Source organism: Enterobacter wuhouensis, from assembly GCF_004331265.1.
Lineage (GTDB): Bacteria > Pseudomonadota > Gammaproteobacteria > Enterobacterales > Enterobacteriaceae > Enterobacter > Enterobacter wuhouensis.
Genome location: NZ_SJOO01000007.1, coordinates 110,333 through 136,779, shown reverse-complemented (window position 1 = coordinate 136,779; position 26,447 = coordinate 110,333). Strand labels below are relative to the sequence as shown.

Sequence of the window (26,447 nt, the reverse complement as noted above, 5' to 3'; positions counted from 1 at the left end):
AAAGAGGATAAACCGTGTCCCGTACTATTATGCTGATCCCTACCGGAACCAGCGTCGGCCTGACCAGCGTCAGCCTTGGCGTGATCCGTGCTATGGAACGCAAAGGCGTTCGTCTGAGCGTCTTTAAGCCTATCGCCCAGCCACGTGCCGGTGGCGATGCGCCAGACCAGACCACCACCATCGTTCGCAAGAACTCCAATCTGCCAGCGGCTGAACCGCTGAAGATGAGCCACGTTGAGTCTCTGCTCTCCAGCAACCAGAAAGACGTGCTGATGGAAGAGATCATCGCTAACTACCACGCGAATGCGCAAGACGCAGAAGTGGTGCTGGTTGAAGGCCTGGTCCCAACCCGCAAACACCAGTTCGCTCAGTCTCTGAACTTCGAGATCGCGAAAACGCTGAACGCGGAAATCGTCTTCGTGATGTCCCAGGGTACCGACACCCAGGAACAGCTGAAAGAGCGTATCGAACTGACCCGCAGCAGCTTCGGTGGCGCGAAAAATACCAACATTACCGGCGTTATTGTTAACAAACTGAACGCACCGGTTGATGAGCAGGGTCGTACTCGCCCTGACCTGTCCGAAATCTTCGACGACTCTTCCAAAGCGAAGGTTGTTAAAGTTGATCCGGCTAAACTGCAGGACGCCAGCCCGCTGCCAGTCCTGGGCGCGGTGCCGTGGAGCTTCGATCTGATTGCCACCCGTGCAATCGATATGGCGCGCCACCTGAACGCCACCGTGGTTAACGAAGGCGACATCAACACCCGCCGCGTGAAGTCCGTGACCTTCTGTGCGCGCAGCATTCCGCACATGCTGGAACACTTCCGCGCAGGCTCCCTGCTGGTGACCTCCGCAGACCGTCCTGACGTGCTGGTTGCAGCCTGCCTGGCGGCAATGAACGGCGTGGAAATCGGTGCGATCCTGCTGACCGGTGCCTACGAAATGGACCCACGCGTCAGCAAGCTGTGCGAACGCGCGTTCGCCACCGGCCTGCCGGTCTTCATGGTGAACACCAACACCTGGCAGACCTCCCTCAGCCTGCAGAGCTTCAACCTGGAAGTGCCGGTTGATGACCACGAGCGTATCGAGAAGGTTCAGGAATACGTTGCGGGCTACATCAACGCAGACTGGATTGAATCCCTGACCGCGACCTCCGAGCGCAGCCGCCGTCTGTCTCCTCCGGCCTTCCGTTACCAGCTGACCGAGCTGGCGCGCAAAGCGGGCAAACGCGTTGTTCTGCCAGAAGGCGACGAGCCGCGTACCGTTAAAGCGGCAGCCATCTGTGCAGAGCGCGGCATCGCGACCTGCGTGCTGCTGGGTAACCCGGACGAGATCAACCGCGTTGCGGCGTCTCAGGGCGTTGAGCTGGGCGCTGGCATCGAAATCGTCGATCCGGAAGTGGTTCGCGAAAGCTACGTTGCCCGTCTGGTTGAGCTGCGTAAGAGCAAGGGCATGACCGAAGCCGTTGCGCGCGAGCAGCTGGAAGACAACGTAGTGCTCGGCACGCTGATGCTGGAGCAGGACGAAGTTGACGGCCTGGTTTCCGGTGCGGTTCACACCACCGCGAACACCATCCGTCCACCGCTGCAGCTGATCAAAACGGCACCGGGCAGCTCTCTGGTTTCCTCCGTGTTCTTCATGCTGCTGCCTGAACAGGTTTACGTTTACGGCGACTGTGCGATCAACCCGGACCCAACCGCAGAACAGCTGGCGGAAATCGCTATCCAGTCCGCGGACTCCGCGATTGCCTTCGGTATCGAACCGCGCGTTGCGATGCTCTCCTACTCCACCGGCACCTCAGGTGCAGGTAGCGACGTAGAGAAAGTGCGTGAAGCGACCCGTCTGGCGCAGGAAAAACGTCCTGACCTGATGATCGACGGCCCTCTGCAGTACGATGCTGCGGTAATGGCTGACGTTGCGAAATCCAAAGCGCCGAACTCGCCGGTTGCAGGTCGCGCTACCGTGTTCATCTTCCCGGATCTGAACACCGGTAACACCACCTACAAAGCGGTACAGCGTTCTGCAGACCTGATCTCCATCGGGCCAATGCTGCAGGGCATGCGCAAACCTGTGAACGACCTGTCTCGTGGCGCGCTGGTTGACGATATCGTCTACACCATCGCACTGACCGCGATTCAGTCTTCGCAGCAGCAGCAGTAAGCTAAAAAGCCCGGTGGCGCTAGCGCTTACCGGGCCTACGGTTTTGTAGGCCGGATAAGCGAAGCGCCATCCGGCAAGAAAGGCGACCACTTAACCGGTCGCCTTTTTTATTTACAGCAGCTCTCTCGCCGCCGACACAATGTCATGCGCCGTCAGGCCATACTCCTTCTGCAGGAAGTCCTGCGTTCCCACCTGGCCGTAGCGCTCCTTCACCCCTACCCGCCGCATCGGCACCGGGCAGGTTTCCACCAGCACTTCCGCCACCGCCGACCCGAGGCCGTTGTGAATGCTGTGGTTTTCACAGGTCACGATGCGTCCGGTTTTCTCGGCGTAGTTTTTCACCAGCATCCGGTCGATGGGCTTCAGGGTAAACATGTCGATGACCGCCGCGCTTACCCCCTCCTGCTCGAGCTGGCGCGCCGCTTCCAGCGCTTCCGCGACCATGATGCCGTTGGCAATCAGGGTAATATCGCTTCCTTCACGCAGCACGTTGCCTTTACCAATGGTGAAGGTGGAGCCCGGCGCATACACGCTCGGGGCCTGCTTACGAATAGTGCGCACCCAGTAGAAGCCTTCGAGGTCGATAAGCTGGCGCAGCACGTCTTCGAACATCACCGCGTCGGTCACTTCCAGGACCACCGAGTGCGCCAGGCCGCGCACGATGCCCATATCCTCAAACGACATATGCGTGCCGCCGTTGTGGCAGGCCGTCACGCCCGCGTCCGACGCTATCACCTTCACGTTGTTGCGCTGGTAGTCCAGGGACATAAACAGCTGGTCGAAGCAGCGGCGGCTGGCAAAGGCGGTAAAGGTATGGACGAACGGCTTGCGCCCGGTGAGCGACAGTCCGGCCGCCGTGCCGATGACGTTGGCCTCCATAATGCCGCAGTTGATCACGTGCTGCGGGTAATCACGCGCCACGCCGTCCATTGCCATTGAGCTCATGAGATCCGCTTCGAGCGCAATGATGTCGCTTCCGGCCTCAATCTGCTTTGCCACGAAGCCCGCGTAGACCTTACGCATCTCAACGGCGTCTTTCTGTCCTGCAGGTGCAACCTTAATCATGTGAAGCCTCCAGTTGGCGAATCGTCTCGTTAAGCGCGGCCTTGCTCTCCTCGGTGAGACGCAGGTGATGCGAATTGCCGAGCTGTTCCAGGTACGGCACCCCCTGCCCTTTAATGCTGTCGAGGATCACCACCAGCGGGCGCGCATCGGCCTCGGGCACCAGGGACGTCACCTCCAGCAGCGCCGGAATGTCATCCCCTTTGACCGTCACCACGTCATAACCGAAGGCGCGGAATTTCCCCTCCAGGTCGAACGCGCTGATGATTTCGTCCAGCTCGCCGTCGAGCTGCTGTTTGTTCCAGTCCACAAACACCGTCAGGTTGTTCAGGCGATGGTGGGCAATAAACTGGAACGCTTCCCAGCACTGGCCTTCGTTCAGCTCGCCGTCACCGACGATGCAGAAGACACGGTTTGGCCGCCCGGCCAGCCTGTGCGACAGCGCCATGCCGCCCGCAATGGAGATCCCCTGCCCCAGCGAGCCGGTGGTAGCATCCACGCCGCGCGTTTTCAGACGGTCCGGATGGCTTGGCAAGCGGGTGCCGTTCTGGTTCAGGGTGCTCAGTTCTTCCACCGGGAAGTAGCCCTTAATCGCCAGGGTGCTGTAGAGCGCGGGGCCCGCATGGCCTTTTGACAGGACAAAATAGTCTCGCTCCGGCCAGTCCGGATCCGCCGGGTCGATTTTCATCACCGCGCCGTACAGCACGGCAAGGGTTTCAACCACCGACATGCTGCCGCCGTAGTGGCCAAAGCCCAGCTGCGTCAGGGATTTCAGCGTCTCGAGACGGATCTGACGCGCCAGATGGGTTATCTCATTCTCATTCATGATTTGGCTCCGGTGTTTTCCTGCGCATTACCGCCAGCAGGTTTGTTTTTCGCGAACACGTTGTACGCCACCAGCAGCGCGAACAACGCAACGACGAGTCCGGTGATGGCAAGCGGCGACAGGAAGCGCGCAAGGTTGCCCAGCACAATCCCGACCGCGCCGAAGTCAGCGTCCGAGAAGGTGGTGTTGGCAAAGCCAATCGCGCCGAGTACCGGCAGCAGCAGAACCGGCAGGAAGGTAATCAGCAGGCCGTTGGCAAATGCGCCAATCATTGCTCCGCGACGTCCGCCGGTGGCGTTGCCGAACACGCCCGCCGTTGCGCCGGTAAAGAAGTGCGGCACCACGCCCGGGAGGATCAGCACCCAGTTGAACTGGCCGCAGATGACTAACCCCACAATCCCGCCGAGGAAGCTAAACAGGAAGCCAATCAGCACCGCGTTGGGGGCATACGGGTAGACCACGGGGCAGTCCAGCGCGGGGCGCGCGTTTGGCACCAGTTTTTCCGAGAAGCCGGTAAATGCCGGGACAATCTCTGCCAGAATCAGGCGTACGCCCTGCAGGATGATGAACACCCCCGCCGCAAAGGTAATGGCCATGATGATGGCATACACCAGGTAGTTCTGGCCGCCGCTGAAGGTCGCCTCTACGTACTCGCGCCCGGCGCTCACCGCCATGATCAGGTAGATAATCATCATGGTCAGGGAGATGGAGATCGAGCTGTCGCGCAGGAAGCTCAGGTTCTTCGGCAGGTTCATCTCTTCGGTCGAGCGTGAGCCTTTGCCGACCTTGCTGCCAATCCAGCCGGACAGCACGTAGCCCAGCGTGCCGAAGTGGCCGAAGGCAATCTCGTCGTTGCCGGTAATACGCTTCATGTAGCGCTGCGCAATCGCCGGGAAGAAGGCCATGATCAGGCCGAGGATCAGCGAGCCGGTAAAGACCAGACCGACGCCTTCAAAGCCCGCCACCGTCAGGATCACGCCAATCATGCACGCCATGTAGAAGGTGTGGTGACCTGTCAGGAAGATGTACTTCAGGCGGGTAAAGCGTGCGACGATAATATTCGCCACCATCCCAAAGGCCATAATAAGCGCGGTTGCCGCACCGTATTTTTCCAGCGCAATCGACACAATGGCTTCATTGTTGGGAATAATGCCCTGGATAGTAAAAGCATGTTCAAACATGCCGCCTAGCGGATTTAACGAACCGACCAGCACCGTTGCACCGCCGCCCAGAACGATAAAGCCAAGAATGGTTTTAATGGTCCCTTTCACCACGTCCGAAAAGGCTTTCTTCTGCGCAACAAGCCCAATTAATGCAATTAAGCCGACCAGCACGGAAGGGACTTTTAAAATATCAACAACGAAATTCAGCGTTTCAAGGATAAACATATCCACCTCGCCTTATCAGGGTTATTGTCTGTCGAACCAGGCGCGCAGCTGCGCTTCGAGTTCGTTGATGTCGATGATGTTGGTAATCACTACCAGCTGGCTCTCCGGCACGCTGGCGCTGGCCGCGATGTCTTTTGCCATCACGAACAGATCGGCTGCGCCCGGGGTGGCGGAGGAGAGATCGGAATGTTCAACCTCGGCCTCAATCTCCAGCTTTTTAAGCACCTTTTTAATATTCATTTCGACCATAAAACTGCTGCCCAGGCCGGACCCGCAAATAGCCATGATTTTCATTGTTATCCCCTTTTTTGGTGTAGAGTACGCCCCATCACGCTGGCGCGTAATGTTGAGACGAGTCGAAGTAAATATTTAAATCAGAAGCGGTCGATAATTTTTTTAATTTCCTCCAGCGTGTTCGCCTGATGTAATTCAGCCATATCCTCGTCGCTGGAAAATAATTCTGCTAATGCCGAGATCGTTTCGATATGGCTATGTTTGTCCGGTGCCGCCAGCATCACAATAACGTCGACGGGATCAAACTCACCGGCACCAAATGAGACGCCCTGTTTCAGTTTTAATAATGAGAGGCCGAGTCCTTTTGCCCCTTCTTCCGGCCGCGCATGCGGCATCGCCAGCCCTGGTGCCAGCACGTAATACGGACCTAAAGTATGATGCTGCTCGATGATGGCCGCGATGTACTCCGGCGTAATCACCTGCAAATCCAGCAGCGGCTTCGCGCACAGCGCCAGCGCCTGCGGCCAGTCCTCTACGCTATCCTGCAGCGTGATGGTTGTATCATATATCCACTTTTTGAGCACTTTCCCTCCGGCCACAACGCAAAAGATGAGCAAACTTTATTCAACACATCACTCATTGACTGCGATCGGGATCACAAAGATAGCGCTACCAAAGAGCAACCTTCAGAAATGTGATAGCGCTATCAAATTATCATCCCGGTATGAAATCACAGCAAAAAAAGGGATTTAAGGCGTATACTGCCTGTCACGTGAAGAGAAGGATGGAATTTGGCGCGTCCTGTTAGCAGGAAGGTGTATGTCTTTAACCCGAAAACGACGCAGTACCGGTAAAGTCACGCTGGCCGATGTCGCTCAGCTTGCCGGTGTAGGCACGATGACCGTGTCCCGTGCGCTCCGCACGCCAGAACAGGTATCGGATAAACTGCGGGAAAAAATTGAAGCTGCGGTGCAGGAGCTAGGGTATATGCCCAACCTTGCCGCCAGCGCGCTGGCCTCTGCGTCGTCATGGACGATCGCGATGGTGGTCCCCAATCTTTCCGAATCCGGCTGCTCGGAGATGTTCGCCGGGCTTCAGCAGGTGCTGCAGCCTGCCGGATACCAGATCATGCTGGCGGAGTCCCAGCACCGGCTGGAGCAGGAAGAGAAGCTGCTAGAAACGCTGCTGGCCTCGAACATCGCCGCCGCCATATTGCTCAGCGTTGAGCATACCGATACGGTCCGCCACTGGCTGAAAAATGCCTCCATTCCGGTCATGGAGATGGGCGCAATGCGCGCCGATCCGATTGATATGAATATCGGAATCGATAACGTTGCCGCCATGTATGAGCTGACGGAGATGGTGATCCAGCGCGGCTACCAGAATATCGGCCTGCTGTGCGCCAATCAGGAGCAGTGGATCTTCCAGCAGCATTTGCAGGGCTGGTATAAAGCGATGCTTCGCCACCATATGTCGCTAAACCGGGTTATTAATGCCGCCATGCCGCCGAGCTTTTCCACCGGCGCGGCGCAGCTGCCGGAATTTCTGCTGGCGTGGCCAGAGCTGGACGCGCTGGTGTGCGTCTCGGACGAACTGGCCTGCGGGGCGCTGTATGAATGCCACCGCAGACGCATTAAAGTGCCGGACGATCTGGCCGTGGTGGGCTTTGGCGACAGCGATGTGAGCCGCGTGTGTCAGCCGCCGCTGACGACCATGGCGGTGCCGCATCGCAAGATAGGGATAGAAGCAGGAAAAGCGCTTCTGGAACGTCTGAATGACGGAGACTGGCGCGACCATAAACCTATCGCGTCCAGCCTGTGCCTGCGGGAGAGTTGCTGAGGCTTACTCGGCCTCTTCCTCTTTTTCCGGTTTATTTTCCGGTTTCGCGGATTCGTTTTTGGCGTTGCGGGTCATCCACAGCGCCAGCGCCTTCAATGAATCCGGCGTGAATTCGTCACAGCGTGCGGTGATCTCTTCCGGCGTCATCCAGCTCACTTCGCTCACTTCTTCTTCCTGCAGCGCGAAAGGTCCGTGTGAGACGCAGCTGAACAGCCCGCCCCAGACGCGACAGTTTTCGTCTTCGAAATAGAACTGACCGTGCTCGGCAAACGGCACGCCGGCGATACCCAGCTCTTCTTCTGCCTCGCGACGCGCGGAGTCCAGCAGCACTTCATCTGCCTGCACGACGCCGCCCGCCGTGGCGTCCAGCATCCCGGGGAGAAAATCTTTGGTATCCGTACGGCGCTGGACCAGAATTTTGCCCATACCGTCATGCACAACGATGTACGTTGCGCGGTGGCGCAGACGCTCTGCGCGCATCTGTTCGCGGCTGGCCTGCGCGATCACTTCATTTTCTTCGCTGACAATGTCAACCCACTCAGTACTTGCCAAATGACTCTGCTCCACCATCGGGAAACCTTCTCGTCTAAGCGCTCTTACGGCGCGTTTGCAGTTGAGGTGTAACTTACGGATTAATCGCTACCTGCGCAATAACTTGCTGATCATTAAGTGCGATAACGCTTAATGTATTCTCATCAAGCATGCCGTAGCTCGCCGCGTGCCCGCCCTTCGGAATACTGACCGAACCGGGGTTAAAGTGATAAATCTCCCCGCGTTTTTCCGCCACCGGAATATGAGTATGACCGTAAACCAGGACATCGCCAGCCGCTAACGCCGGGAGATTATCCGGGCTAAAAAGATGACCGTGGGTCAAAAAAAGACGGTTTCTTTCCAGTAGTACCTGCTGCCACGGCGCGGTGATGGGGAACTGGAGCAGCATCTGGTCCACTTCGCTGTCGCAGTTGCCGCGAACGGCGATGATGCGCGAGGCATACTGATTGAGCTTTTCAGCCACCTGCGCGGGGGCATAGCCTTCCGGCAGGGCATTTCGCGGGCCATGATTTAGCACATCGCCCAGAATCACCAGCCACTGCGCGCCACTTTCGGCAAACAGAGAAAGAACACGCTCGGTAGCGGGCAGCGATCCATGGATATCCGACGCAAACATCAGCTTCATCCGTCACTCCTCGGGAAAACAAACTGCCCCTATCATACCTGAAGCGTGAAGGCTTATCAGCCTGCGCGCTTAGCGGAGAGTGCCACATAGCGCTGCACGGAGGCGCGCTGCCACTGGAATGAAGCATAATCCACCAGCAGCTGCGGCACCTCGTCGCCGTTCAGGATCAGGCGGTTCAGCATCAGCGCCAGATCGGTATCGGCAATACACCACTCGCCAAAAAGATTTGGGTTACCGTGCGCCAGCAGCGAGGTGGCGGTCTCAATCAGCTTTTGCGCACTCTCACGCCCTTCTGCACTCAGGGCGGGCTTTTTCACTCCGGCAAACACCACATCGGTAGAACGTTCAACGCGGATCGGCACCAGATCGCTGCGCAGCCACGCCTGAATTTGACGCGCGCGGGCGCGCTTTTGCAGATCGTGAGGATAGATGCGTTCCCACTCCGGCGGAGCAAAACGGTCTTCAAGATATTCATCGATCGCCGAGGATTCGCTCAGCTGAAAGCCGTCGATTTCCAGCATCGGCACGCGTCGGGTCAGCGCGTATCCCTGCCACTGCGGCTTCAGGTGCTCGCCGCCGTCGAGATCGACGCTCTTCAGGCTAAAAGAGAGCCCTTTTTCCGCCAGCGCAACGTAGGCGCTCAGGACATAAGGTGAAAAATAACTGGAGTCGGACCACAGGGTAATCGCAGGCTGGTTCATAACATCCTCATAGGCTGATCGGTTTTCACTCAACATATAATCTCTTTGCGCCGCTGTCACTTGATGAAAACTCAGGATTTACAACAAGCACCTATACTCATTGGTCATGGCGTCACTATTTGCACTGACAGGAGTTGAGCATGATCGACCTTTACTATGCCCCTACCCCAAACGGCCATAAGATCACCCTCTTTCTGGAAGAAGCCGAGCTGGATTATCGCATTATTCGCGTCGATATCAGCAAAGGCGATCAGTTCCGGCCCGTGTTTCTGGCGATATCGCCCAACAATAAAATTCCTGCCATTATCGATAACCTGCCTGCCGACGGCGGCAAGCCGTTAAGCCTGTTTGAATCCGGCGAAATTTTGCTCTACCTGGCGGAGAAAACCGGCAAGCTGCTGAGCGGAGAACTTCGCGAACGCCATCACACGCTGCAGTGGTTGTTCTGGCAGTCGAGCGGGCTTGGGCCAATGCTCGGACAAAACCACCACTTCACCGCCTATGCGCCGCAGCCGATCCCTTACGCTATCGAGCGCTATCAGGTTGAAACCCAGCGGTTATACGGCGTGTTAAACCGTCGACTGGAAAAAACGCCCTGGCTCGGGGGCGATCACTACAGCATTGCCGATATCGCCTGCTGGCCGTGGGTGAATACCCATGAGCGTCACCGTATTGATTTGGCCTCTTACCCTGCCGTAAATAACTGGTTTGAGCGGATTCGCACCCGGCCAGCCACCGAGCGCGCCCTGCAAAAAATCCAGCAGATTTGAGCCCGCGCCCGATTGGGCGCAGGTCGTGCTCTCATGTATGATGAGGAGGTAATACTGACACGGAGAAGACCTGCAATGTCGCAGCACGACGCTATTATTCGTATAAAAAATTTACGCTTACGCACGTTCATTGGTATCAAAGAAGAAGAGATCGCCAACCGTCAGGATATCGTTGTGAACGTGGTGATTCACTACCCGGCAGACAAGGCGCGCGCCAGTGAAGACATCAATGACGCGCTGAATTACCGCACCATTACCAAAAGCATCATCCAGTACGTTGAAAACAACCGTTTCTTCCTGCTGGAAAAATTAACTCAGGATGTGCTCGATATCGCACGCGAACATCACTGGGTCACTTATGCTGAAGTAGAGATCGATAAACTTCACGCCCTGCGCTACGCCGACTCCGTCTCCATGACGCTAAGCTGGCAGCGCCAGGCATAAACCTGGAGGTTGTATGAAGATTCTGTTGACCGGCGGTACGGGCCTGATTGGTCGCCACCTCGTTCCCCGCCTGGAGGCGCTGCATCATGACGTCACCGTCGTCACCCGCAGTCCTGAGAAAGCGCGTCAGGTGCTGGGAGCGGGTATCGACATCTGGAAAGGGCTGGCGGAAAAACAGAATCTGGACGGCTTCGACGCCGTGATTAACCTCGCGGGTGAACCCATCGCCGACAAGCGCTGGACCGAAGAGCAAAAGCAGCGGCTGTGCAGCAGCCGCTGGAACATCACCGAGAAGCTGGTCGAGCTGATTCGCAACAGCCAGACGCCGCCGTCGGTGCTGATTTCTGGCTCAGCGACGGGCTACTACGGCGATCTCGGTGAAGTGGTGGTGACCGAAGAGGAGCCGCCGCATAACGAATTTACCCATAAGCTTTGCGCCCAGTGGGAGCGTATCGCCAGCGCCGCGCAGAGCGATAATACCCGCGTCTGCCTGCTGCGTACCGGCGTGGTGCTTGCGCCAAAAGGCGGCATTCTCGGCAAAATGCTCCCGCCCTTCAGGCTGGGGCTCGGCGGGCCTATCGGCAACGGGCGTCAGTACCTGGCGTGGATCCACATCGACGATATGGTGAACGGTATTCTCTGGCTGCTGGATAACGATCTACGCGGGCCGTTTAATATGGTGTCGCCGTACCCGGTGCGTAACGAGCAGTTCGCCCATGCGCTGGGACATGCCCTCCATCGTCCGGCGGTTCTGCGCGTGCCTGCCACGGCGATCCGGCTGTTGATGGGGGAATCGTCGGTCCTGGTGCTGGGCGGACAGCGCGCGCTGCCGAAAAGGTTAGAAGCATCCGGTTTTGCGTTCCGCTGGTACGATCTTGAAGAGGCGCTGGGGGATGTGGTGCGGTGAATATGTTACAGTCTTACGCCATGTTTTGATGATATGGCGTAACCATGGCAACTATCACAACCTCCCGGCTTCACCTCACCCCTTTCGAACCCTCTGACTGGGCGTTCTTTCGCTCACTGCGTGAAGATCGCGACGTCATGCGCTATATGGCCGCCATCGCCCCGGAAAAAGAGACCCGACGCGTCTTTGCCGCACGCCTGATGGCGGAGCATGTATTCGTGATCCGCTTTCAGGACGACGAAACCCCGCTGGGCGATATTGGCCTGCAAATCAGCCCCGAGAATCGTGAAGAGGCCGATATCGGCTATACGGTCGTGCCCGCCGCGCAGGGTAAAGGCATCGCCAGCGAGGCGCTGCAGGCGGTATGTGAATATGCGTTCAGCCAGACGGGCGTAAAGGCGATTAACGCATACGTGCTAGCGGACAACGGCGGGTCGGTGCGCGTGCTGGAGAAAGCGGGGTTTGTGCGTACGCAGGTGCTGGAAAAGGCGTATGAAATTGACGGCATGCGCTATGACGACTGGGCGTATCGGCTGGAATGTGCCGGACGGTAACGGAGTTTGTAGGCCCGGTAAGCGCAGCGCCACAGGGAGATTGGGCTCCACTGCGGCCTGATGCCCTCACCCCAGCCCTCTCCCACAGGGAGAGGGAGAACACCCAGCCCGTAGGCCCTCTAAGCGCAGCGCCACCGGGCGATTGGGCGACACTGCGTCCTGATGCCCTCACCCCAACCCTCTCCCACAGGGAGAGGGAGAACACCCAGCCCGTAGGCCCGGTAAGCGCAGCGCCACAGGGAGAGGGCGAAAGGCAAAACCTACTTCAACGATCCCTTCAGGAACTGCTGCAGGCGCGGGCTTTGCGGGTTCGCCAGCACCTCGTCAGGATGCCCCTGCTCTTCAATTTTCCCCTGATGCAGGAAGATAACGTGATTCGAGACGTTACGGGCGAAGCCCATCTCGTGCGTCACCACCACCATCGTTTTGCCCTCTTCGGCCAGCTTCTGCATGATGCGCAGCACTTCGCCCACGAGTTCCGGGTCGAGCGCAGACGTCGGTTCGTCGAACAGCAGCACTTCCGGCTCCATAGCCAGCGCGCGGGCGATAGAAACACGCTGCTGCTGCCCGCCTGAAAGATGCACCGGGTACTTCATCTGCTGGCGCTCGTCGATACCCACTTTCGCAAGGTATTTCACCGCGCGCTCGCGGGCTTCCTGCTTGCTCAGGCCCAGCACCTGAATCGGCGCTTCCATCACGTTCTCCAGCACCGTCATGTGGCTCCAGAGGTTAAAGTGCTGGAAGACCATCGTCAGGCGCGTGCGCAGCAGGCGCAGCTGATTTTTATCCGCCACCTTCAGCTGGCCGTCTTTGTCACGGACCAGGTTGATGTTCTGCCCGCTCACCACAATCGAGCCTTCGCTCGGTTTTTCAAGGAAGTTAATGCAGCGCAGGAAGGTACTTTTACCCGAGCCGGATGAGCCGATAATACTGATTACGTCGCCCGCATTCGCCTGCAGCGACACCCCTTTCAGCACTTCATGTTCGCCGTAGCGTTTGTGCAGATCAATAACGTTTAATTTGTTCTCAGCCATCATCTTTCTCAGTGCGTCGAAGGTTTTATATGCTGCAACCAGCGTTTTTCAGCCCTGCGGAACAGGCTAATCAGGACGTAGGAAATAATCAAATAGAGCACCGCCGCAATGCCAAACGCGGTGAACGGCTGGTAGGTCGCGGAGTTGATATCGCGCGCGATTTTGAGCAGGTCCGGCACCGTCGCCGTAAAGGCCAGCGCGGTGGAGTGCAGCATCAGAATCACTTCGTTACTGTACGCAGGCAGCGCGATGCGCAGCGCCGACGGCAGGATAATGCAGCGATAAAGCTTCACCGATGAAAAACCGTACGCGCGCGCGGCCTCGATCTCACCGTAAGGCACGGAGCGGATAGCGCCTGCAAAAATCTCGGTGGTGTAGGCGCAGGTGTTGAGCGTCAACGCTAGCACCGTACAGTTCAGGCCGCTGCGGAAGAAGGCGTTCAGCATCTCGGTGCCTTTCACGATCTCCAGCGTGTACATCCCCGAATAAAATACCAGCAGCTGCACATACAGCGGCGTACCGCGGAACACGTAGGTGAACAGCCAGATCGGGAACTGGATAAACTTGTTGTTTGACACGCGGCCGATGGCGAGAAACACAGCCAGAATGCCGCCCATCACCACGGAAGAAATCAGCAGCCACAGCGTAATGGCCACGCCGGTGAAGCGGTAGCCGTCGGTCCACAGCAGCGATTTCCAGTATTCCTGAATAATCTCAATCACAGGTCAGCCCTCTTCACACCCACGGAGTAGCGACGTTCGAGAAGAAGCAGCACGCCATTGGAGACGGTCGTAAAGACCAGATAAATCACGCCGCAGACTACCGCAAAATAGAACGGTTCCCAGGTACTTTTCCCCGCCAGCTGCGTCGCCTTCACGACGTCTTCCAGACCGAGCAAAGAGACCAGCGCCGTTGCCTTGAGGATAACCTGCCAGTTGTTGCCGATGCCCGGAAGCGCATAGCGCATCATGGCCGGGAACATGATCCGGCGAAACGTTTGTGAGGAGGTAAAACCGAACGCGGTTGCCGCTTCAATATGCCCTCTCGGCACCGCCATATAGGCGCCGCGGAAGGTTTCAGTGAAGTACGCACCGTAGATAAAACCGAGGGTAATAATACCGGCCACCATCGGATCGATATCAATTTGATCCATACCGACGGCATCCGTCACGCTGTTGAGCGCAATCTGCAGGCCGTAAAAAATCAGCAGCATCAGCACCAGGTCAGGAACACCGCGGATAAGCGTAGTGTAACCTTCAAAAATCAGCGCCAGCGGCTTGTTTGCCGACAGCTTCGCGCCTGCGCCCGCCAGACCGATCAGCACCGCCAGTACAACGGAGCTGATAGCCAACTCAAGGGTGACAAGCGCGCCTTGTAAAATAACGCCCGAAAATCCGTACAGCATACCGCGTGCCCTGTCGTGTCGTGAGTGGTGAAACCGTGTCTATTCCCCTCCCGCCGGGGGAGGGGCCGCACGTTATTTGCCGGGGCGATTAGCCGCCGTAAACATTAAAATCGAAGTATTTTTTCGCCAGCTTGTCGTAGGTGCCGTCTGCACGCATTTCGGCGAAGGCTTTGTTCAGCGCTTCGCGCAGTTCGTTGTCTTCTTTGCGCAGGCCCATACCGGTCCCGACGCCAAAGAGCTTCTCGTCCTTAATGGACGGGCCGCCGAACTTATAGTCTTTACCTACTGGCTGTTTGAGGAAGCCTTCGCTCGCCGCGACCTCATCCTGGAAAGCGGCATCAATACGGCCCGCCGTCAGGTCAGCGTAGATGTTTTCCTGGCCCTGATAGGAGACGATTTCAATCCCCTTCGGTGCCCAGTGCTCGTTACCGTAGGTTTCCTGAGTGGTGCCCTGCAGCACGCCCACGCGTTTGCCCTTCAGGGATTCAAGGGTCGGCTGAATGTCAGAGGAATTAGCCACCACCAGACGGGAATCTGCCGCGTACAGTTTGTCGGTGAAGGCAATCTCCTGCTGGCGTTTTTCAGTGATGGAGAGAGAGGACATGATCACGTCGATTTTTTTCGCTTTCAGAGACGGGATCAGCGCATCCAGCGGGTTCTCAACATAGGTACATTGCGCTTTGATGCGTTTGCATAGCTCGTTAGCCAGATCGATGTCAAAACCAACCAGTTCACCCTTCGCATTCTTCGATTCGAACGGGGCATAGGTAGGATCGGTACCAATACGAATTTTTTGCGGAATAGCTGCGAACGCCGCGGTGGCGCTGGAAAGTGCCAGTACCAGAGAAAGTGACAATGCTAGTTTTTTCATATCTGTCCTCAACAAACTGTCTTGATTCAGGTTTTTACGACGACGGGGTGCTGCTAATGTGCCATTAATCCCCATTGTCAGGCAAAGAATAATGCCTTTCGGACGGGAATTTTTGCATTATAAATGCTTAAGTATGCACACGGCGTCCCAATACGGTGCATAATCTGCACCATATTGGGTCATTCACGCCACTGACGCACCGATTAAGTGCATCGCCGCTATACCTCAATCACCGTAGACGTTGAAGTCGAAGTATTTCTTCGCCAGTTTGTCGTAGGTACCGTCTTTACGCAGCTCGGTGAAAGCTTTATCGAAGGCGGCTTTCAGCTCGGTATCGTCCTTACGCAGGCCGATGCCGGTGCCATCCCCGAAGTATTTTTTATCCTTCACGGACGGGCCAGCAAAGGCGTACTCTTTACCCGCGGGCTGTTTCAGAAAGCCTTCGCTCGCGGCGACTTCATCCTGGAATGCGGCATCCAGACGGCCCGCAGCCAGATCGGAGTAAATCAGATCCTGGTTCTGGTAAGCCACAACGTCCACGCCCTTCTCACGCCAGTTGGCGTTTGCAAAGCCTTCCTGAGTAGACCCCTGCAGCACGCCCACATGCTTGCCTTTCAGCGAGTCGATGGTCGGCTGAATCGGAGAGCCTTTGGCGGCAATCAGACGGGAATCCGCTGCGTAAAGCTTTTCAGAGAAGGCGATCTCCTGCTGGCGTTTTTCAGTAATGGAAAGCGAGGAGATAATGGCGTCGATTTTCTTGGCCTTCAGCGACGGGATCAGCGCGTCGAAGTCGCTGCCCACCCATGTGCATTTCACCTCCATGCGCTTGCACATCTCATTCCCCAAATCGATATCAAACCCAACGAAATCGCCTTTCGCATCCTTCGAAGAGAATGGCGCATAGGTTGCGTCAGTACCGATGCGTACCGTCTGCGGCAGCGCCGCGTAGCTGCCTGCGGCTGCGCTTAACCCCACGAGTAAAGACAGAGCCAGAACCGTCTTCTTCATACATTTACCCTCAAGTACCGTGATTTTATTATGGTTTGCGTTGTGTGTTGTGTTGCAGGCTTCTCTTGCAGGTCTTATGCCACATTGCCGTCTGGTCAAAAATTCGACGTTAAATATGTTAATAAAACGTTGCGATATTGCCTTAATGAGGAAAGATAGCAGGTCTGCCGAACGAACCGGAGAGAGAAAAACGGAAAAAACGAATTAAATGTCGAGGATATGATCGCGGTTGCAGTTTTGCCCTGAAACAGGGCAAGCTGCCTTTTCATGCACTCAGGAAGTGCAAAACCTCATGCTCCCTGCCAGCGGGTAAAGAGATCTTCAGGCAGGTCAATATCAAACTGATCCAGCACGCGGTTAACCGTCTGATTAATCAAATCATCCAGCGTCTGCGGGCGATGGTAAAACGCCGGAACAGGCGGCATTATCACGGCGCCCAGCTCGGCGGCCTGCGCCATCAGACGTAAATGACCCAGGTGCAGCGGCGTTTCCCGCACGCACAGTACCAGCGGACGGCGCTCCTTCAGCACCACGTCTGCCGCACGCGTCACCAGCGTGTCGGTATAGCTGTTCACAATGCCGGAGAGGGTTTTGATTGAGCAGGGCAGGATCGCCATGCCGGCCGTTTTGAACGAGCCCGAGGAGATGCTGGCCGCGATATCACGGGCATCGTGCACCACATCCGCCAGGGACTGAACGTCACGCAGGGAGAAATCGGTTTCAAGCGAGAGAGTCTGACGCGCTGCCTGGCTCATCACCAGATGGGTTTCTACTTCCGATACGTCACGCAGCACCTGCAACAGGCGTACGCCGTAAATGGCGCCGCTGGCACCGCTAAGCCCAACAATAAGTCGTTTCATGATATTCGCCCTGGCTGATTTCAGGGCTGACTGTGCAGGATTTTGTGCGGAGTTGCAAGTGAGGGCGGCTGCCCTCACCTGCAGGAGCATCAACCTTCGTTATGCATCTCTAAGCTTTCCAGATCGTTCTGCAGCTGGACGGCTTTCGCATCGTCGTTGCGCAGCGAATCAAGGTAGTCGAGATACTGCTGGTCAACGTCTTTCGTCACATACACGCCGTTAAACACCGAGCATTCGAACTGCTGAATGTCCGGGTTCTCGGCGCGTACCGCGTCGATCAGATCGTTCAGATCCTGGAAAATCAGGCCGTCAGCGCCGATGATCTGGCGAATTTCGTCCACTTCACGCCCGTGAGCAATCAGCTCCGTCGCGGTTGGCATGTCGATGCCGTACACGTTAGGGAAGCGGATTTCAGGTGCCGCTGAGGCCAGGTACACTTTCTTCGCACCGGCTTCGCGCGCCATCTCGATAATTTGCTCAGAGGTGGTACCGCGCACGATGGAGTCATCCACCAGCAGGACGTTCTTATCGCGGAACTCCGCGCGGTTGGCGTTCAGCTTGCGGCGGACGGACTTACGGCGCAGCTGCTGGCCCGGCATGATAAAGGTGCGGCCAACGTAGCGGTTCTTCACGAAGCCCTGACGGTATGGCTTATCCAGAATACGGGCGATTTCCAGCGCGATATCGCAGGACGTTTCCGGGATCGGGATGACAACGTCGATATCCAGATCGTCCCACTCGCGGGCAATCTTCTCGCCCAGCTTCGTGCCCATGTTCACGCGCGCGCTGTACACGGAAATCTTGTCGATGAAGGAGTCCGGACGGGCAAAATAAACGTATTCGAACAGGCACGGGTTGCTGACCGGGTTGTCTGCACACTGGCGGGTGAACAGCTGACCCTTCTCGGTGATGTAGACCGCTTCGCCCGGCGCGACGTCGCGCAGGAACTCAAAGCCCAGGGTATCCAGCGCCACGCTTTCGGAGGCGACCATGTACTCGGTACGGCCATCGCCCAGGTCACGCTTGCCGAGCACCAGGGGACGGATGCCGTTCGGATCGCGGAAGGCGACCATGCCGTGGCCGATAATCATTGCCACGCAGGCGTACGCGCCGCGGATCAGGCGGTTGGTCGCGGCAACGGCAGCAAAAATGTTATCAGCTTCCAGCGGGTAGTGACGGAAGTTATCCAGCTCGCTGGCAAAAATATTGAGCAGGATTTCTGAATCAGAGGTGGTGTTTATGTGGCGACGTTTCTCTTCAAACAGCTTTTTACGCAGCTCGTGGGCGTTAGTCAGGTTGCCATTGTGGGCAAGCGTGATGCCGTAAGGAGAGTTGACGTAGAAAGGCTGAGCCTCAGAGGCGCTGGAGCTGCCAGCAGTAGGATAACGAACGTGACCAATCCCCATATTACCCTGCAGGCGCTGCATATGGCGGGCTTCAAACACATCGTTTACCAGGCCGTTTGCTTTACGTAAACGGAAGCAGTTGTGTGCATCAATGGTGATGATGCCCGCAGCGTCCTGTCCACGGTGCTGAAGCACCGATAATGCGTCATAAATAGACTGGTTAACCGGCATGAAACCGGCGATACCGACAATACCGCACATTCGTCTTTTCCTCGTTAAGCCACATCTCAGGGTTTATGCCCTGGGCAAGAAACTCGACGAGCTTTGCAGATAGTCAAAGAACCATCTGATGATGAAGCTGAACTCTGGAATGAGCTGCGATTTCTGCCAGTCTTCGCTTTTTGAGAACCCGGTAAAGGTATCCAGGAAGAACAGTATCGCGGCCACAATCAGCACGCCTCGCAGCGCGCCGAAACAGATCCCGAGCACCCTGTCCGTCCCTGACAGACCGGTTTTCTCGACCAGCTGACCTATCACGTAATTCACGATAGCGCCGACTATCAGCGTCGCGATAAACAGCACCGCGATGGCGATTCCGTTTCGGACCAGTTCATCTTCAAAGCCCGTGAACCAGACAGACAGGTAAGTGTAGTAATGACTGGCAACAAAGAAAGCACAACCCCAGGTTACCAGCGATAACGCTTCACGAACAAAGCCACGGATCAGGCTAACCAGACAGGAAAAACCAATCACCGCAATGATGGCGTAATCAATCCAGACCATATGTGTCCCACGATTAAACGCCCTGTCATCCAGTTCGGGGCGAATTCTAACAGAAAAAGAAAACGTTTGCGTAGGGATTTCCTTCCCGCGCGTAAATAAAAAAGGCGCTGAAAAAATGCTCAACGCCCCGTCCTTTTGACGTCTCTTTGAACGTCTGCTCCCCCTCACCCCGGCCCTCTCCCTCAAGGGAGAGGGAGCAAACCATCCCCTCGCCCCTTTGGGGAGAGGGTTAGGGTGAGGGGTAGATCTTATCAGTTCGCGCTGTAGTTCATCACCACACCGCTCAGCCCGGAGATCTGCTTCAGCTCGCCAAGCGATCCCTTCAGCTTGTCTTTCGAGGCGTCAGGGCCCACGAGGATGCGGGTAATTTTACCCTGCACTGGCGTGGAAGGTGAAGTGTAGACACGATATCCCGCGCCGCGCAGTTTACTCACCACCTCGTTAACTTTATCGGCATTTTTCAGCGCGCCAAGCTGTACAACGTAGGCTTTTCCGGTCGGTGCCGCGTCTTGTTTCGTCGGCGGCGCTTCTGAGGCGGCAGCAAGCTGTTCGGCCGCTTTATCCCGCTGCGGTTTAGGCTGCGGCTTCTCTACAGGCTTCGGTTTTTCAACAGACTTCGGCTGTTCTACCGGTATCGGATCGATCTCGATATTGTTATTCGCCGCAAGACGCGACGGATCGAGCGACGGCGCAGCGGCATCACCCGCACGCACCTCTTCCGCCGCACCTTCTGGCGGCTGTGCAGGAAGCGCCTGCGTCGCAGCGGGCAGCATATCCGGCTCGTCGCGATCGCCCGGTTTCGGTACCAGCGGAATCGCGGCAAACTCATCCTGGTAATGCTTCTTCTGCCCGTCGAGCAGACCCGGGAGAATAATCACCCCCAGCGCGACCAGCACAATGGTTCCTGTTAAACGGTTCTGAAACTTACTCGCCACCGGTTCTCCCCGCGTCCATCACTTCCATGACATGTGCCACCGTGTGGAATGACCCACACACCAGCACGGTATCTTCTGGTTTAGCATCCGCCATCGCGGCGTGCCAGGCCTGAACCACGCTATCGTAAATTTTGCCCTTGCCAAGATGTTCCATCAGCTGTTCAGCAGTGGCGCCGCGCGGCCCTTCCAGAGGAGCACAATACCAGCTATCGACCACACTCTCCATGCAGGCCAGCGTGCCGCCAATATCTTTATCGTGAAGCATACCGATAACCGCCAGAACGCGCCCGGTTTTTGGTAACGATTTGAGACGTCCTGCGAGATACGCCGCCGCGTGCGGGTTGTGCGCCACGTCCAGAATCAGGCGCGGTGACTCGCTGACAATCTGAAAACGCCCCGGCAGGATCGCGTTCTGAATACCGTCGCGGATCGCCTGCTCGCTTACCGTTAATCCGCTGGCGCGCAGTGCCGCCAGCGCTGTCGCCGCGTTAGGCTGTGGCACCTGCGGCAGCGGCAGGTTGTCCAGCACGCCGTGAGCATCGCTGAAACGCCAGGCGTTGCCCTGAACCTCATACTGCCAGTCCGCGCCGCGACGCAGCAGCAGCGCGCCCTTCTCTTTCGCCACGTCCGCAATGGTGTGCGGCATATCCGGCTCGCCGACCACGGCTGGCCTATTCCCCCGGAAAATACCGGCCTTCTCGCGGCCAATGCTTTCGCGATCCGGCCCCAGCCAGTCGGTATGATCCAGCGCGATGCTGGTGACGACGGCGACATCGGCGTCCACCATGTTGGTGGCATCAAGACGCCCGCCCAGGCCGACCTCCAGGATCACCACGTCCAGCTGCGCCTGTTTAAACAGCCACAGCGCCGACAGGGTGCCGTATTCAAAATAGGTTAATGAGGTTTCACCGCGCGCGGCCTCAATAGCGGCAAACGACGCCGTGTGGGCAGACTCCGCCAGCTCGGCATTCTGAACGCGTACGCGCTCGGTGTAGCGCACCAGATGCGGCGAGCTGTATACGCCAACCTTGTAGCCTGCGGCCATCAGGACCGATTCCAGCGTGCGGCAGGTGGTGCCTTTACCGTTGGTTCCGGCGACGGTAAACACAAAGGGTGCGGGCTTCAAAACGTCGAGACGCGCGGCAACCTGGCTTACGCGCTCAAGCCCCATATCGATGGTTTTACTGTGCAGGTTTTCCAGATAAGAAAGCCACGCGGCCAGGGGCGACGTGGCTTGAGGAATGCTTTTATTTTCCATGATGCCCGGTTGTCATTAACGATTTAGAAAGCAAAAGGGCAGCGCCAACCGGCCCTGCCCTTTTCAGTTATCAGGCCTCGGGTTCCTGATCCGGTACGACCACGCCTTCGCGCGGCTCATCCGGGTTCGGCGCCGGCAGATTCATCAGCTTCGCCAGGATGCTTGCCAGTTTCAGGCGCATTTCCGGGCGGCGAACGATCATGTCGATAGCGCCTTTCTCGATGAGGAACTCACTGCGCTGGAAGCCCGGCGGCAGTTTTTCACGTACGGTTTGTTCGATAACGCGCGGGCCGGCAAAGCCAATCAGCGCTTTCGGCTCGGCGATGTTCAGATCGCCCAACATCGCGAAGCTCGCGGAAACGCCGCCCATGGTTGGGTCGGTCAGCACGGAAATGTACGGCAGACCGCGTTCCTGCATTTTCGCCAGCGCAGCAGAGGTTTTCGCCATCTGCATCAGAGACATCAGCGCTTCCTGCATACGCGCGCCGCCGGAGGCGGAGAAGCAGATCAGCGGACAGTTGTCTTCCAGCGCCTGCTCAACGGCACGCACGAAGCGCGCGCCAACCACAGAGCCCATTGAGCCGCCCATGAAAGCGAACTCGAAGGCTGCAGCGACAACTGGCATCTCGTGAAGGGTGCCCTTCATGACGATCAGCGCGTCTTTCTCGCCGGTCTCTTTCTGTGCAGAGGCCAGGCGATCTTTGTATTTTTTGGAATCGCGGAACTTCAGCACGTCTTTTGGCTCAAGTTCGCTGCCCAGCTCTACCAGAGAACCTTCGTCCAGCAGGCTATGCAGGCGGTTGCGCGCCGACATACGCATGTGGTGGTCGCATTTTGGACACACCTCAAGATTGCGCTCCAGCTCTGCACGATACAGAACCTGGCCGCAGCTATCACACTTCGTCCATACCCCTTCAGGAATGCTCGCTTTACGAGTCGGGGTAATGTTGCTTTTAATTCGTTCAATCCAGCTCATTGATAACCTTTCTGCCTGAACCTGGTCGTATGCCAGTTTTGCTGTAAGAGGCGAATAATGCCATTTTTGCCTCCAACAGACCATGAATGTTGCACATTAAAACATAACAGCCCGAAACTTTGGATAAAAAAGTGGTCGAACCGCAGGTGCAAATTTACTTCGCCTGTTTTGCTGCTGCCCGTTTATGACGAATAATTTCAATCACTCCAGGCAATACGGAAAGCACAATAATAGCTACAATCAGTAACTTAAGGTTTTCCTGAACCACAGGGAGATCGCCAAACAGGTAGCCTGCGTAGGTAAAGAGAAGAACCCACAGCAGTGCGCCAGCAACGTTATACATCGCAAAATGACGATAGGACATATGCCCCATTCCCGCCACAAACGGTGCAAATGTGCGCACAATAGGTACGAAGCGCGCAAGGATAATCGTTTTACCGCCATGGCGCTCATAGAACGCATGCGTTTTATCTAAATAGCTGCGGCGGAAAATTTTCGAGTCCGGATTGCTGAATAACCGTTCTCCAAACACGCGCCCAATCGTGTAGTTGACCGCATCGCCGATAATCGCCGCGATAATCATCAGCACCACCATTAAGTGCACGTTCAGATCGTTAGTGGGTAATGCGGATAGCGCCCCGGCCACAAACAGCAGGGAATCGCCCGGCAGGAACGGCGTCACGACCAGACCCGTTTCGCAGAACAGGATCAGGAAAAGAATGGCATACACCCAGACGCCGTACTGCGCGACCAGCTCCGCCAGGTGAACATCAATATGCAGAATGAAATCAATCAGAAAACGTATTACATCCATATTGTCTAAGCCTTAATTGCACCTTTGTTTAGTCCGCTAAAAACAGCGGGCCCATTGGCGGTTTTGGCAGGTCAAACCGGTCCGGATAATCCACCGAGACCAGATACAGCCCTTCCGCTTTCGCCGTTGCTGCCGCAAGCGTTCTGTCCTTCGCTGCCAGCAGTTCTGCAATCCAGCTCTCCGGCTGGTGTCCGGCACCTACTTCCATCAGGCTGCCAACAATATTCCGCACCATATGATGTACAAAGGCATTGGCTTTGATATCCACCACCACATACGCGCCATAACGACTGACGTTAATGTGCATGACGTTACGCCACGGCGTGCGGGACTGACACTGCACCGCACGAAACGACGTAAAGTCATTTTCTCCAATCAGACACTGCGCCGCGCGCTGCATACGTTCTGCATCGAGCGGTTCATAAAAGTGGGTCACGCCCTGGCTTAGCACCGCCGGGCGCAGACGCTGGTTGTAGATGACATAGCGGTAGCGGCGCGCGGTGGCGCTGAAGCGCGCATGAAATTCATCCGGCACAGCTTTTACCCAACGCACGGCAATGTCACCAGGTAAATTCGCATTTACACCCAGCGTCCAGGCGGCGTCCTTCCGCACGGCGGTGGTTTCAAAATGCACCACCTGCCCTGTACCGTGGACGCCCGCGTCCGTACGGCCCGCGCACAGGACGTTAATCGGCTCGTTCGCCACCTGAGAGAGCGCTTTCTCCAGCTTTTCCTGAACGCTGCGCACCTCATTCTGACGCTGCCAGCCATAGTATTTACTGCCGTCGTACTCAATACCGAGGGCAATTCTATGGACCGGCTTTTGTTCCACTTCTGACATCAGTACAGATACTCCTGGACCAGCTTCTCGGCGATTTTGACCGCCATCAGCGCGCCGCCAAAGCGAACGTTATCGGCCACGGACCAGAACTGCACCTGCTCCGGCATGCCGTAATCGTTGCGCACGCAGCCCACGGAAAGATGTGCGCTACCGGTGGCATCGCCCACCTGCGTCGGAAATTCGCTCTCCTCGGAAAGCACAATGTCTTCGCCGCGGCTAAACGCATCGCGCGCCTCTTCTGCAGCCAGCGGGCGCAGCGCTTCAAAGCCCACCATCTGCGCGTGGCCGTAGAAAACGGGCGACTGCACAACGTTGGCGGAGATCATCAGGCCTTCGTCCTGCAGAATTTTGCGGACTTCATCGACGATACGGCGCTCTTCGCGCACGGAACCTTCGCGATCGGGCAGCAGTGGGAGCATGTTGAACGCCAGCTGACGGCCAAAGAAATCATCTTCGTCAATCGGGATGCCGTTAAGCAGTTTCGCACTCTGCCCTGCCAGCGCATCGACGGCTTTTTTACCATTGGCTGAAGCGGACAGCAGGCTGGTCACGGTGATACGCGACAGGCCGCCGTCATCGATCAGCGGCTTAAGCGCGGTCAGCAGCTGGCTGGTCAGGCTATTCGGTACCGCAATCACGTTGCGGTTACGGTAGTCAGCCAGCACAAACGGGTTCACGTCCGGCACCACCAGCGGCACGTCGGGTTCCATCGCGAACAGACCGCTGAGATCGATCACAAGACAGCCCGAATTCGTCGCGTCTTCAATATAGGATGCGCTAGCCTCAACGCCCGCAGCGAAGAACGCCAGCTGCGCCTGCGTCCAGTCGAATTCTGCGGCATCCTGAACCATGACGGATTTACCGCTAAAGCGCAGATGCTCGCCCGCGCTGTCGGTACGTGCCAGCGCATAAATTTCTCCCACCGGGAACTGACGCTCAGCAAGAGTTTCAAGCAGGGCTTCACCCACGGCGCCAGTGGCGCCCAAAATGGCAATGTTCCAGCCTTCAGACATGGTGGTTTACTCCAGAAATAAAAAAGCGTCCCTGCCAGAGTATCCGGCAGGGAGCATTAAGAAGACATTAACGTGCCGGGTGGTGAACGGCGTTAAATCCCAGCTTCTGCAGCAGCGTCGCCGCCGTTGCGTCGTCACAAATAACGTACAGGGAAGACCACTCGCGGCGCTCAACGTAGTTCTTGCGCAGCTTATCAAACTCACCCGGAATACCCGCCACTTTACGCAGCAGCGCGTCATCGCGGCGCACATCATACACCAAATGCACCAGCCTTTTCAGCGTGGCCTCATCAAGCGGGCCGTGGAGGGTAATACGACCAAACTCCGGCGCGGGCAGTAAGGTATCCAGCGCCACCTGCTGTGGGTGGCCTATAAAGGCGCTGTAGGCCTCAAACACCTGCGTCGTGCCGCGCGCTTTACCTTCAAGCGTGTAACCGGCGATATGCGCGGTTCCCACGTCCACTTTATTTAATAGCTCAACGTTGAGATCCGGCTCGGGTTCCCAGACGTCCAGCACCACGCTGAGGTCTTGTCCTTCGTTCAGACATGTCAGCAGCGCGGCGTTATCCACGACCGGACCACGGCAGGCATTTATCAGAATAGTGCCAGCCTTCAGGCGGCGGATCAGCGTTTCATCAGCCAGATGAAGAGACTTATACGGACCGTCTTTAAACAGCGGCGTGTGGAAGGTGATGACGTCACACTGTTCAACCAGCTCATCCAGCGAGCGGAAATCCCCCTCATCGCCATTATCCTTGCGCGGCGGATCGCACAGCAGCGTGCGAATGCCTAACGCCTCAAGACGTTTTTGCAGGCGCCCCCCCACGTTGCCCACGCCGACAATCCCCACCGTACGGTCTTTGAGCGCAAAACCGTCGCGCTCGGCCAGCATCAGTAGAGAAGAAAACACATATTCCACGACGGCAATCGCATTACAGCCGGGCGCGGCGGAAAAGGCAATCCCCGCCTGCTTCAGCCATTTGTCATCCACATGATCGGTCCCTGCCGTTGCGGTTCCAACAAACTGAATCCCTTTGCCGGAAAGCAACGCCTCATTTACTTTGGTCACCGAACGTACCATCAGCGCATCCGCGTCATCCAGTTCATTCACCGGAATTGGGCGACCCGGGACAGCCTTAACGTCGCCAAGGCGGCTAAACAGCTCGCGAGCGTAAGGCATATTTTCATCAACGAGGATTTTCACGTCTGAGTACCTGTTTGAGAGGAAGTTAACCGCGCAAG

The 26,447-nt window shown here is 56.9% G+C and carries 29 protein-coding genes; 6 read left to right on the top strand and 23 right to left on the bottom strand.

All coding sequences use genetic code 11. The annotated features are described in order from the left end of the window. Positions 1 to 14: 14 nt before the first annotated feature. Positions 15 to 2,159 (top strand): phosphate acetyltransferase, encoded by a 2,145-nt coding sequence (gene pta / locus E0L20_RS16350; RefSeq protein ID WP_131634874.1) that lies wholly within the window; start codon positions 15 to 17, stop codon positions 2,157 to 2,159. Positions 2,160 to 2,270: 111 nt separating this feature from the next. On the opposite strand, the gene E0L20_RS16345 is transcribed toward pta, so the two are convergent. The 5 genes from E0L20_RS16345 to E0L20_RS16325 form a co-directional block, all read right to left on the bottom strand. Then, positions 2,271 to 3,224, bottom strand: coding sequence for a transketolase family protein (locus E0L20_RS16345; protein WP_058654840.1), 954 nt, complete (start codon positions 3,222 to 3,224; stop codon positions 2,271 to 2,273). Beyond that, entirely contained in the window at positions 3,217 to 4,047 is an 831-nt protein-coding gene (locus tag E0L20_RS16340) for a transketolase (RefSeq protein ID WP_131634873.1), read from the bottom strand. Before E0L20_RS16340 ends, E0L20_RS16345 begins: the two co-directional genes overlap by 8 nt. Beyond that, complete coding sequence (locus E0L20_RS16335; RefSeq protein WP_131634872.1) at positions 4,044 to 5,435, bottom strand: PTS ascorbate transporter subunit IIC; 1,392 nt, start codon at positions 5,433 to 5,435, stop codon at positions 4,044 to 4,046. The genes E0L20_RS16340 and E0L20_RS16335 overlap by 4 nt, the downstream gene beginning before the upstream one ends. 21 nt (positions 5,436 to 5,456) lie before the next feature. Further along, on the bottom strand, positions 5,457 to 5,729 hold the full coding sequence (locus E0L20_RS16330) for a PTS sugar transporter subunit IIB (RefSeq protein WP_131634870.1): 273 nt from the start codon (positions 5,727 to 5,729) through the stop codon (positions 5,457 to 5,459). 80 nt (positions 5,730 to 5,809) lie between these two features. Continuing rightward, a complete protein-coding gene (locus E0L20_RS16325; protein ID WP_131634868.1) occupies positions 5,810 to 6,253 on the bottom strand; it encodes a PTS sugar transporter subunit IIA in 444 nt (147 codons plus the stop codon). A gap of 235 nt (positions 6,254 to 6,488) precedes the next feature. On the opposite strand from E0L20_RS16325, the gene E0L20_RS16315 reads away from it, so the two are divergent. Next, positions 6,489 to 7,508 carry a LacI family DNA-binding transcriptional regulator gene (locus E0L20_RS16315; protein ID WP_131634866.1) on the top strand — a complete coding sequence of 340 codons (1,020 nt, stop codon included), beginning with the start codon at positions 6,489 to 6,491 and terminating at the stop codon, positions 7,506 to 7,508. 3 nt (positions 7,509 to 7,511) lie between these two features. Here the strand turns inward: E0L20_RS16315 and yfcD are convergent, their stop codons facing one another. Genes yfcD through yfcF form a run of 3 tightly spaced genes read right to left on the bottom strand, consistent with a single transcriptional unit; the run spans position 7,512 to position 9,386 of the window. After that, entirely contained in the window at positions 7,512 to 8,078 is a 567-nt protein-coding gene (gene yfcD, locus E0L20_RS16310) for an NUDIX hydrolase YfcD (RefSeq protein WP_131634864.1), read from the bottom strand. Positions 8,079 to 8,133: 55 nt separating this feature from the next. Next, positions 8,134 to 8,685, bottom strand: coding sequence for a phosphodiesterase (yfcE, locus tag E0L20_RS16305; RefSeq protein ID WP_131634862.1), 552 nt, complete (start codon positions 8,683 to 8,685; stop codon positions 8,134 to 8,136). A 56-nt stretch (positions 8,686 to 8,741) separates the two neighbouring features. Beyond that, the gene (gene yfcF / locus E0L20_RS16300) at positions 8,742 to 9,386 is read right to left on the bottom strand and encodes a glutathione transferase (protein ID WP_131634860.1); all 645 of its coding nucleotides are present in this window, start codon (positions 9,384 to 9,386) and stop codon (positions 8,742 to 8,744) included. Positions 9,387 to 9,526: 140 nt separating this feature from the next. Between yfcF and yfcG the strand changes: the two genes are divergently transcribed. The 4 genes from yfcG to E0L20_RS16280 all read left to right on the top strand — a co-directional run bounded on the left by yfcG (position 9,527) and on the right by E0L20_RS16280 (position 12,061). Next, positions 9,527 to 10,156, top strand: coding sequence for a GSH-dependent disulfide bond oxidoreductase (gene yfcG, locus E0L20_RS16295; RefSeq protein WP_131634858.1), 630 nt, complete (start codon positions 9,527 to 9,529; stop codon positions 10,154 to 10,156). Between the two features lie 75 nt (positions 10,157 to 10,231). Then, positions 10,232 to 10,600, top strand: coding sequence for a dihydroneopterin triphosphate 2'-epimerase (folX, locus tag E0L20_RS16290; RefSeq protein ID WP_131634856.1), 369 nt, complete (start codon positions 10,232 to 10,234; stop codon positions 10,598 to 10,600). Positions 10,601 to 10,613: 13 nt separating this feature from the next. Further along, positions 10,614 to 11,507: a TIGR01777 family oxidoreductase gene (locus E0L20_RS16285; RefSeq protein ID WP_131634854.1), complete on the top strand. Its 894-nt coding sequence runs from the start codon at positions 10,614 to 10,616 to the stop codon at positions 11,505 to 11,507. Between the two features lie 44 nt (positions 11,508 to 11,551). Then, positions 11,552 to 12,061, top strand: a complete 510-nt coding sequence (locus tag E0L20_RS16280; RefSeq protein WP_131634852.1) for a GNAT family N-acetyltransferase — start codon at positions 11,552 to 11,554, stop codon at positions 12,059 to 12,061. A gap of 260 nt (positions 12,062 to 12,321) precedes the next feature. Here E0L20_RS16280 and hisP read toward each other — a convergent pair whose 3' ends face one another. The 15 genes from hisP to pdxB form a co-directional block, all read right to left on the bottom strand. Beyond that, positions 12,322 to 13,095 carry a histidine ABC transporter ATP-binding protein HisP gene (gene hisP / locus E0L20_RS16275; RefSeq protein ID WP_045354320.1) on the bottom strand — a complete coding sequence of 258 codons (774 nt, stop codon included), beginning with the start codon at positions 13,093 to 13,095 and terminating at the stop codon, positions 12,322 to 12,324. Positions 13,096 to 13,103: 8 nt separating this feature from the next. After that, a complete protein-coding gene (locus tag E0L20_RS16270; protein ID WP_131634850.1) occupies positions 13,104 to 13,817 on the bottom strand; it encodes an ABC transporter permease in 714 nt (237 codons plus the stop codon). Continuing rightward, entirely contained in the window at positions 13,814 to 14,500 is a 687-nt protein-coding gene (locus E0L20_RS16265) for a histidine ABC transporter permease HisQ (protein ID WP_131634849.1), read from the bottom strand. The genes E0L20_RS16270 and E0L20_RS16265 overlap by 4 nt, the downstream gene beginning before the upstream one ends. An 88-nt stretch (positions 14,501 to 14,588) precedes the next feature. Beyond that, positions 14,589 to 15,371 carry a histidine ABC transporter substrate-binding protein HisJ gene (hisJ, locus tag E0L20_RS16260; protein ID WP_131634848.1) on the bottom strand — a complete coding sequence of 261 codons (783 nt, stop codon included), beginning with the start codon at positions 15,369 to 15,371 and terminating at the stop codon, positions 14,589 to 14,591. 225 nt (positions 15,372 to 15,596) lie between these two features. After that, positions 15,597 to 16,379, bottom strand: coding sequence for a lysine/arginine/ornithine ABC transporter substrate-binding protein ArgT (gene argT / locus E0L20_RS16255; protein ID WP_131634846.1), 783 nt, complete (start codon positions 16,377 to 16,379; stop codon positions 15,597 to 15,599). A 290-nt stretch (positions 16,380 to 16,669) separates the two neighbouring features. Next, entirely contained in the window at positions 16,670 to 17,239 is a 570-nt protein-coding gene (locus E0L20_RS16250; protein ID WP_131634845.1) for a UbiX family flavin prenyltransferase, read from the bottom strand. 89 nt (positions 17,240 to 17,328) lie between these two features. Beyond that, positions 17,329 to 18,846 carry an amidophosphoribosyltransferase gene (gene purF / locus E0L20_RS16245; protein ID WP_119937116.1) on the bottom strand — a complete coding sequence of 506 codons (1,518 nt, stop codon included), beginning with the start codon at positions 18,844 to 18,846 and terminating at the stop codon, positions 17,329 to 17,331. A gap of 33 nt (positions 18,847 to 18,879) precedes the next feature. Continuing rightward, positions 18,880 to 19,368, bottom strand: a complete 489-nt coding sequence (cvpA, locus tag E0L20_RS16240) for a colicin V production protein (RefSeq protein ID WP_000262116.1) — start codon at positions 19,366 to 19,368, stop codon at positions 18,880 to 18,882. A gap of 251 nt (positions 19,369 to 19,619) precedes the next feature. Further along, positions 19,620 to 20,303: a cell division protein DedD gene (dedD, locus tag E0L20_RS16235; RefSeq protein ID WP_131634843.1), complete on the bottom strand. Its 684-nt coding sequence runs from the start codon at positions 20,301 to 20,303 to the stop codon at positions 19,620 to 19,622. After that, a complete protein-coding gene (gene folC, locus E0L20_RS16230; RefSeq protein WP_131634842.1) occupies positions 20,293 to 21,561 on the bottom strand; it encodes a bifunctional tetrahydrofolate synthase/dihydrofolate synthase in 1,269 nt (422 codons plus the stop codon). Before folC ends, dedD begins: the two co-directional genes overlap by 11 nt. A gap of 70 nt (positions 21,562 to 21,631) precedes the next feature. Next, the gene (accD, locus tag E0L20_RS16225) at positions 21,632 to 22,537 is read right to left on the bottom strand and encodes an acetyl-CoA carboxylase, carboxyltransferase subunit beta (protein WP_023336427.1); all 906 of its coding nucleotides are present in this window, start codon (positions 22,535 to 22,537) and stop codon (positions 21,632 to 21,634) included. 154 nt (positions 22,538 to 22,691) lie between these two features. After that, positions 22,692 to 23,351, bottom strand: a complete 660-nt coding sequence (locus E0L20_RS16220; protein ID WP_131634840.1) for a DedA family protein — start codon at positions 23,349 to 23,351, stop codon at positions 22,692 to 22,694. 28 nt (positions 23,352 to 23,379) lie between these two features. Further along, positions 23,380 to 24,192, bottom strand: a complete 813-nt coding sequence (gene truA, locus E0L20_RS16215) for a tRNA pseudouridine(38-40) synthase TruA (RefSeq protein ID WP_131634839.1) — start codon at positions 24,190 to 24,192, stop codon at positions 23,380 to 23,382. After that, positions 24,192 to 25,205: an aspartate-semialdehyde dehydrogenase gene (locus E0L20_RS16210; protein ID WP_131634837.1), complete on the bottom strand. Its 1,014-nt coding sequence runs from the start codon at positions 25,203 to 25,205 to the stop codon at positions 24,192 to 24,194. The genes truA and E0L20_RS16210 overlap by 1 nt, the downstream gene beginning before the upstream one ends. A 67-nt stretch (positions 25,206 to 25,272) precedes the next feature. Further along, a complete protein-coding gene (gene pdxB / locus E0L20_RS16205) occupies positions 25,273 to 26,409 on the bottom strand; it encodes a 4-phosphoerythronate dehydrogenase PdxB (RefSeq protein WP_131634836.1) in 1,137 nt (378 codons plus the stop codon). Positions 26,410 to 26,447 lie beyond the last annotated feature (38 nt).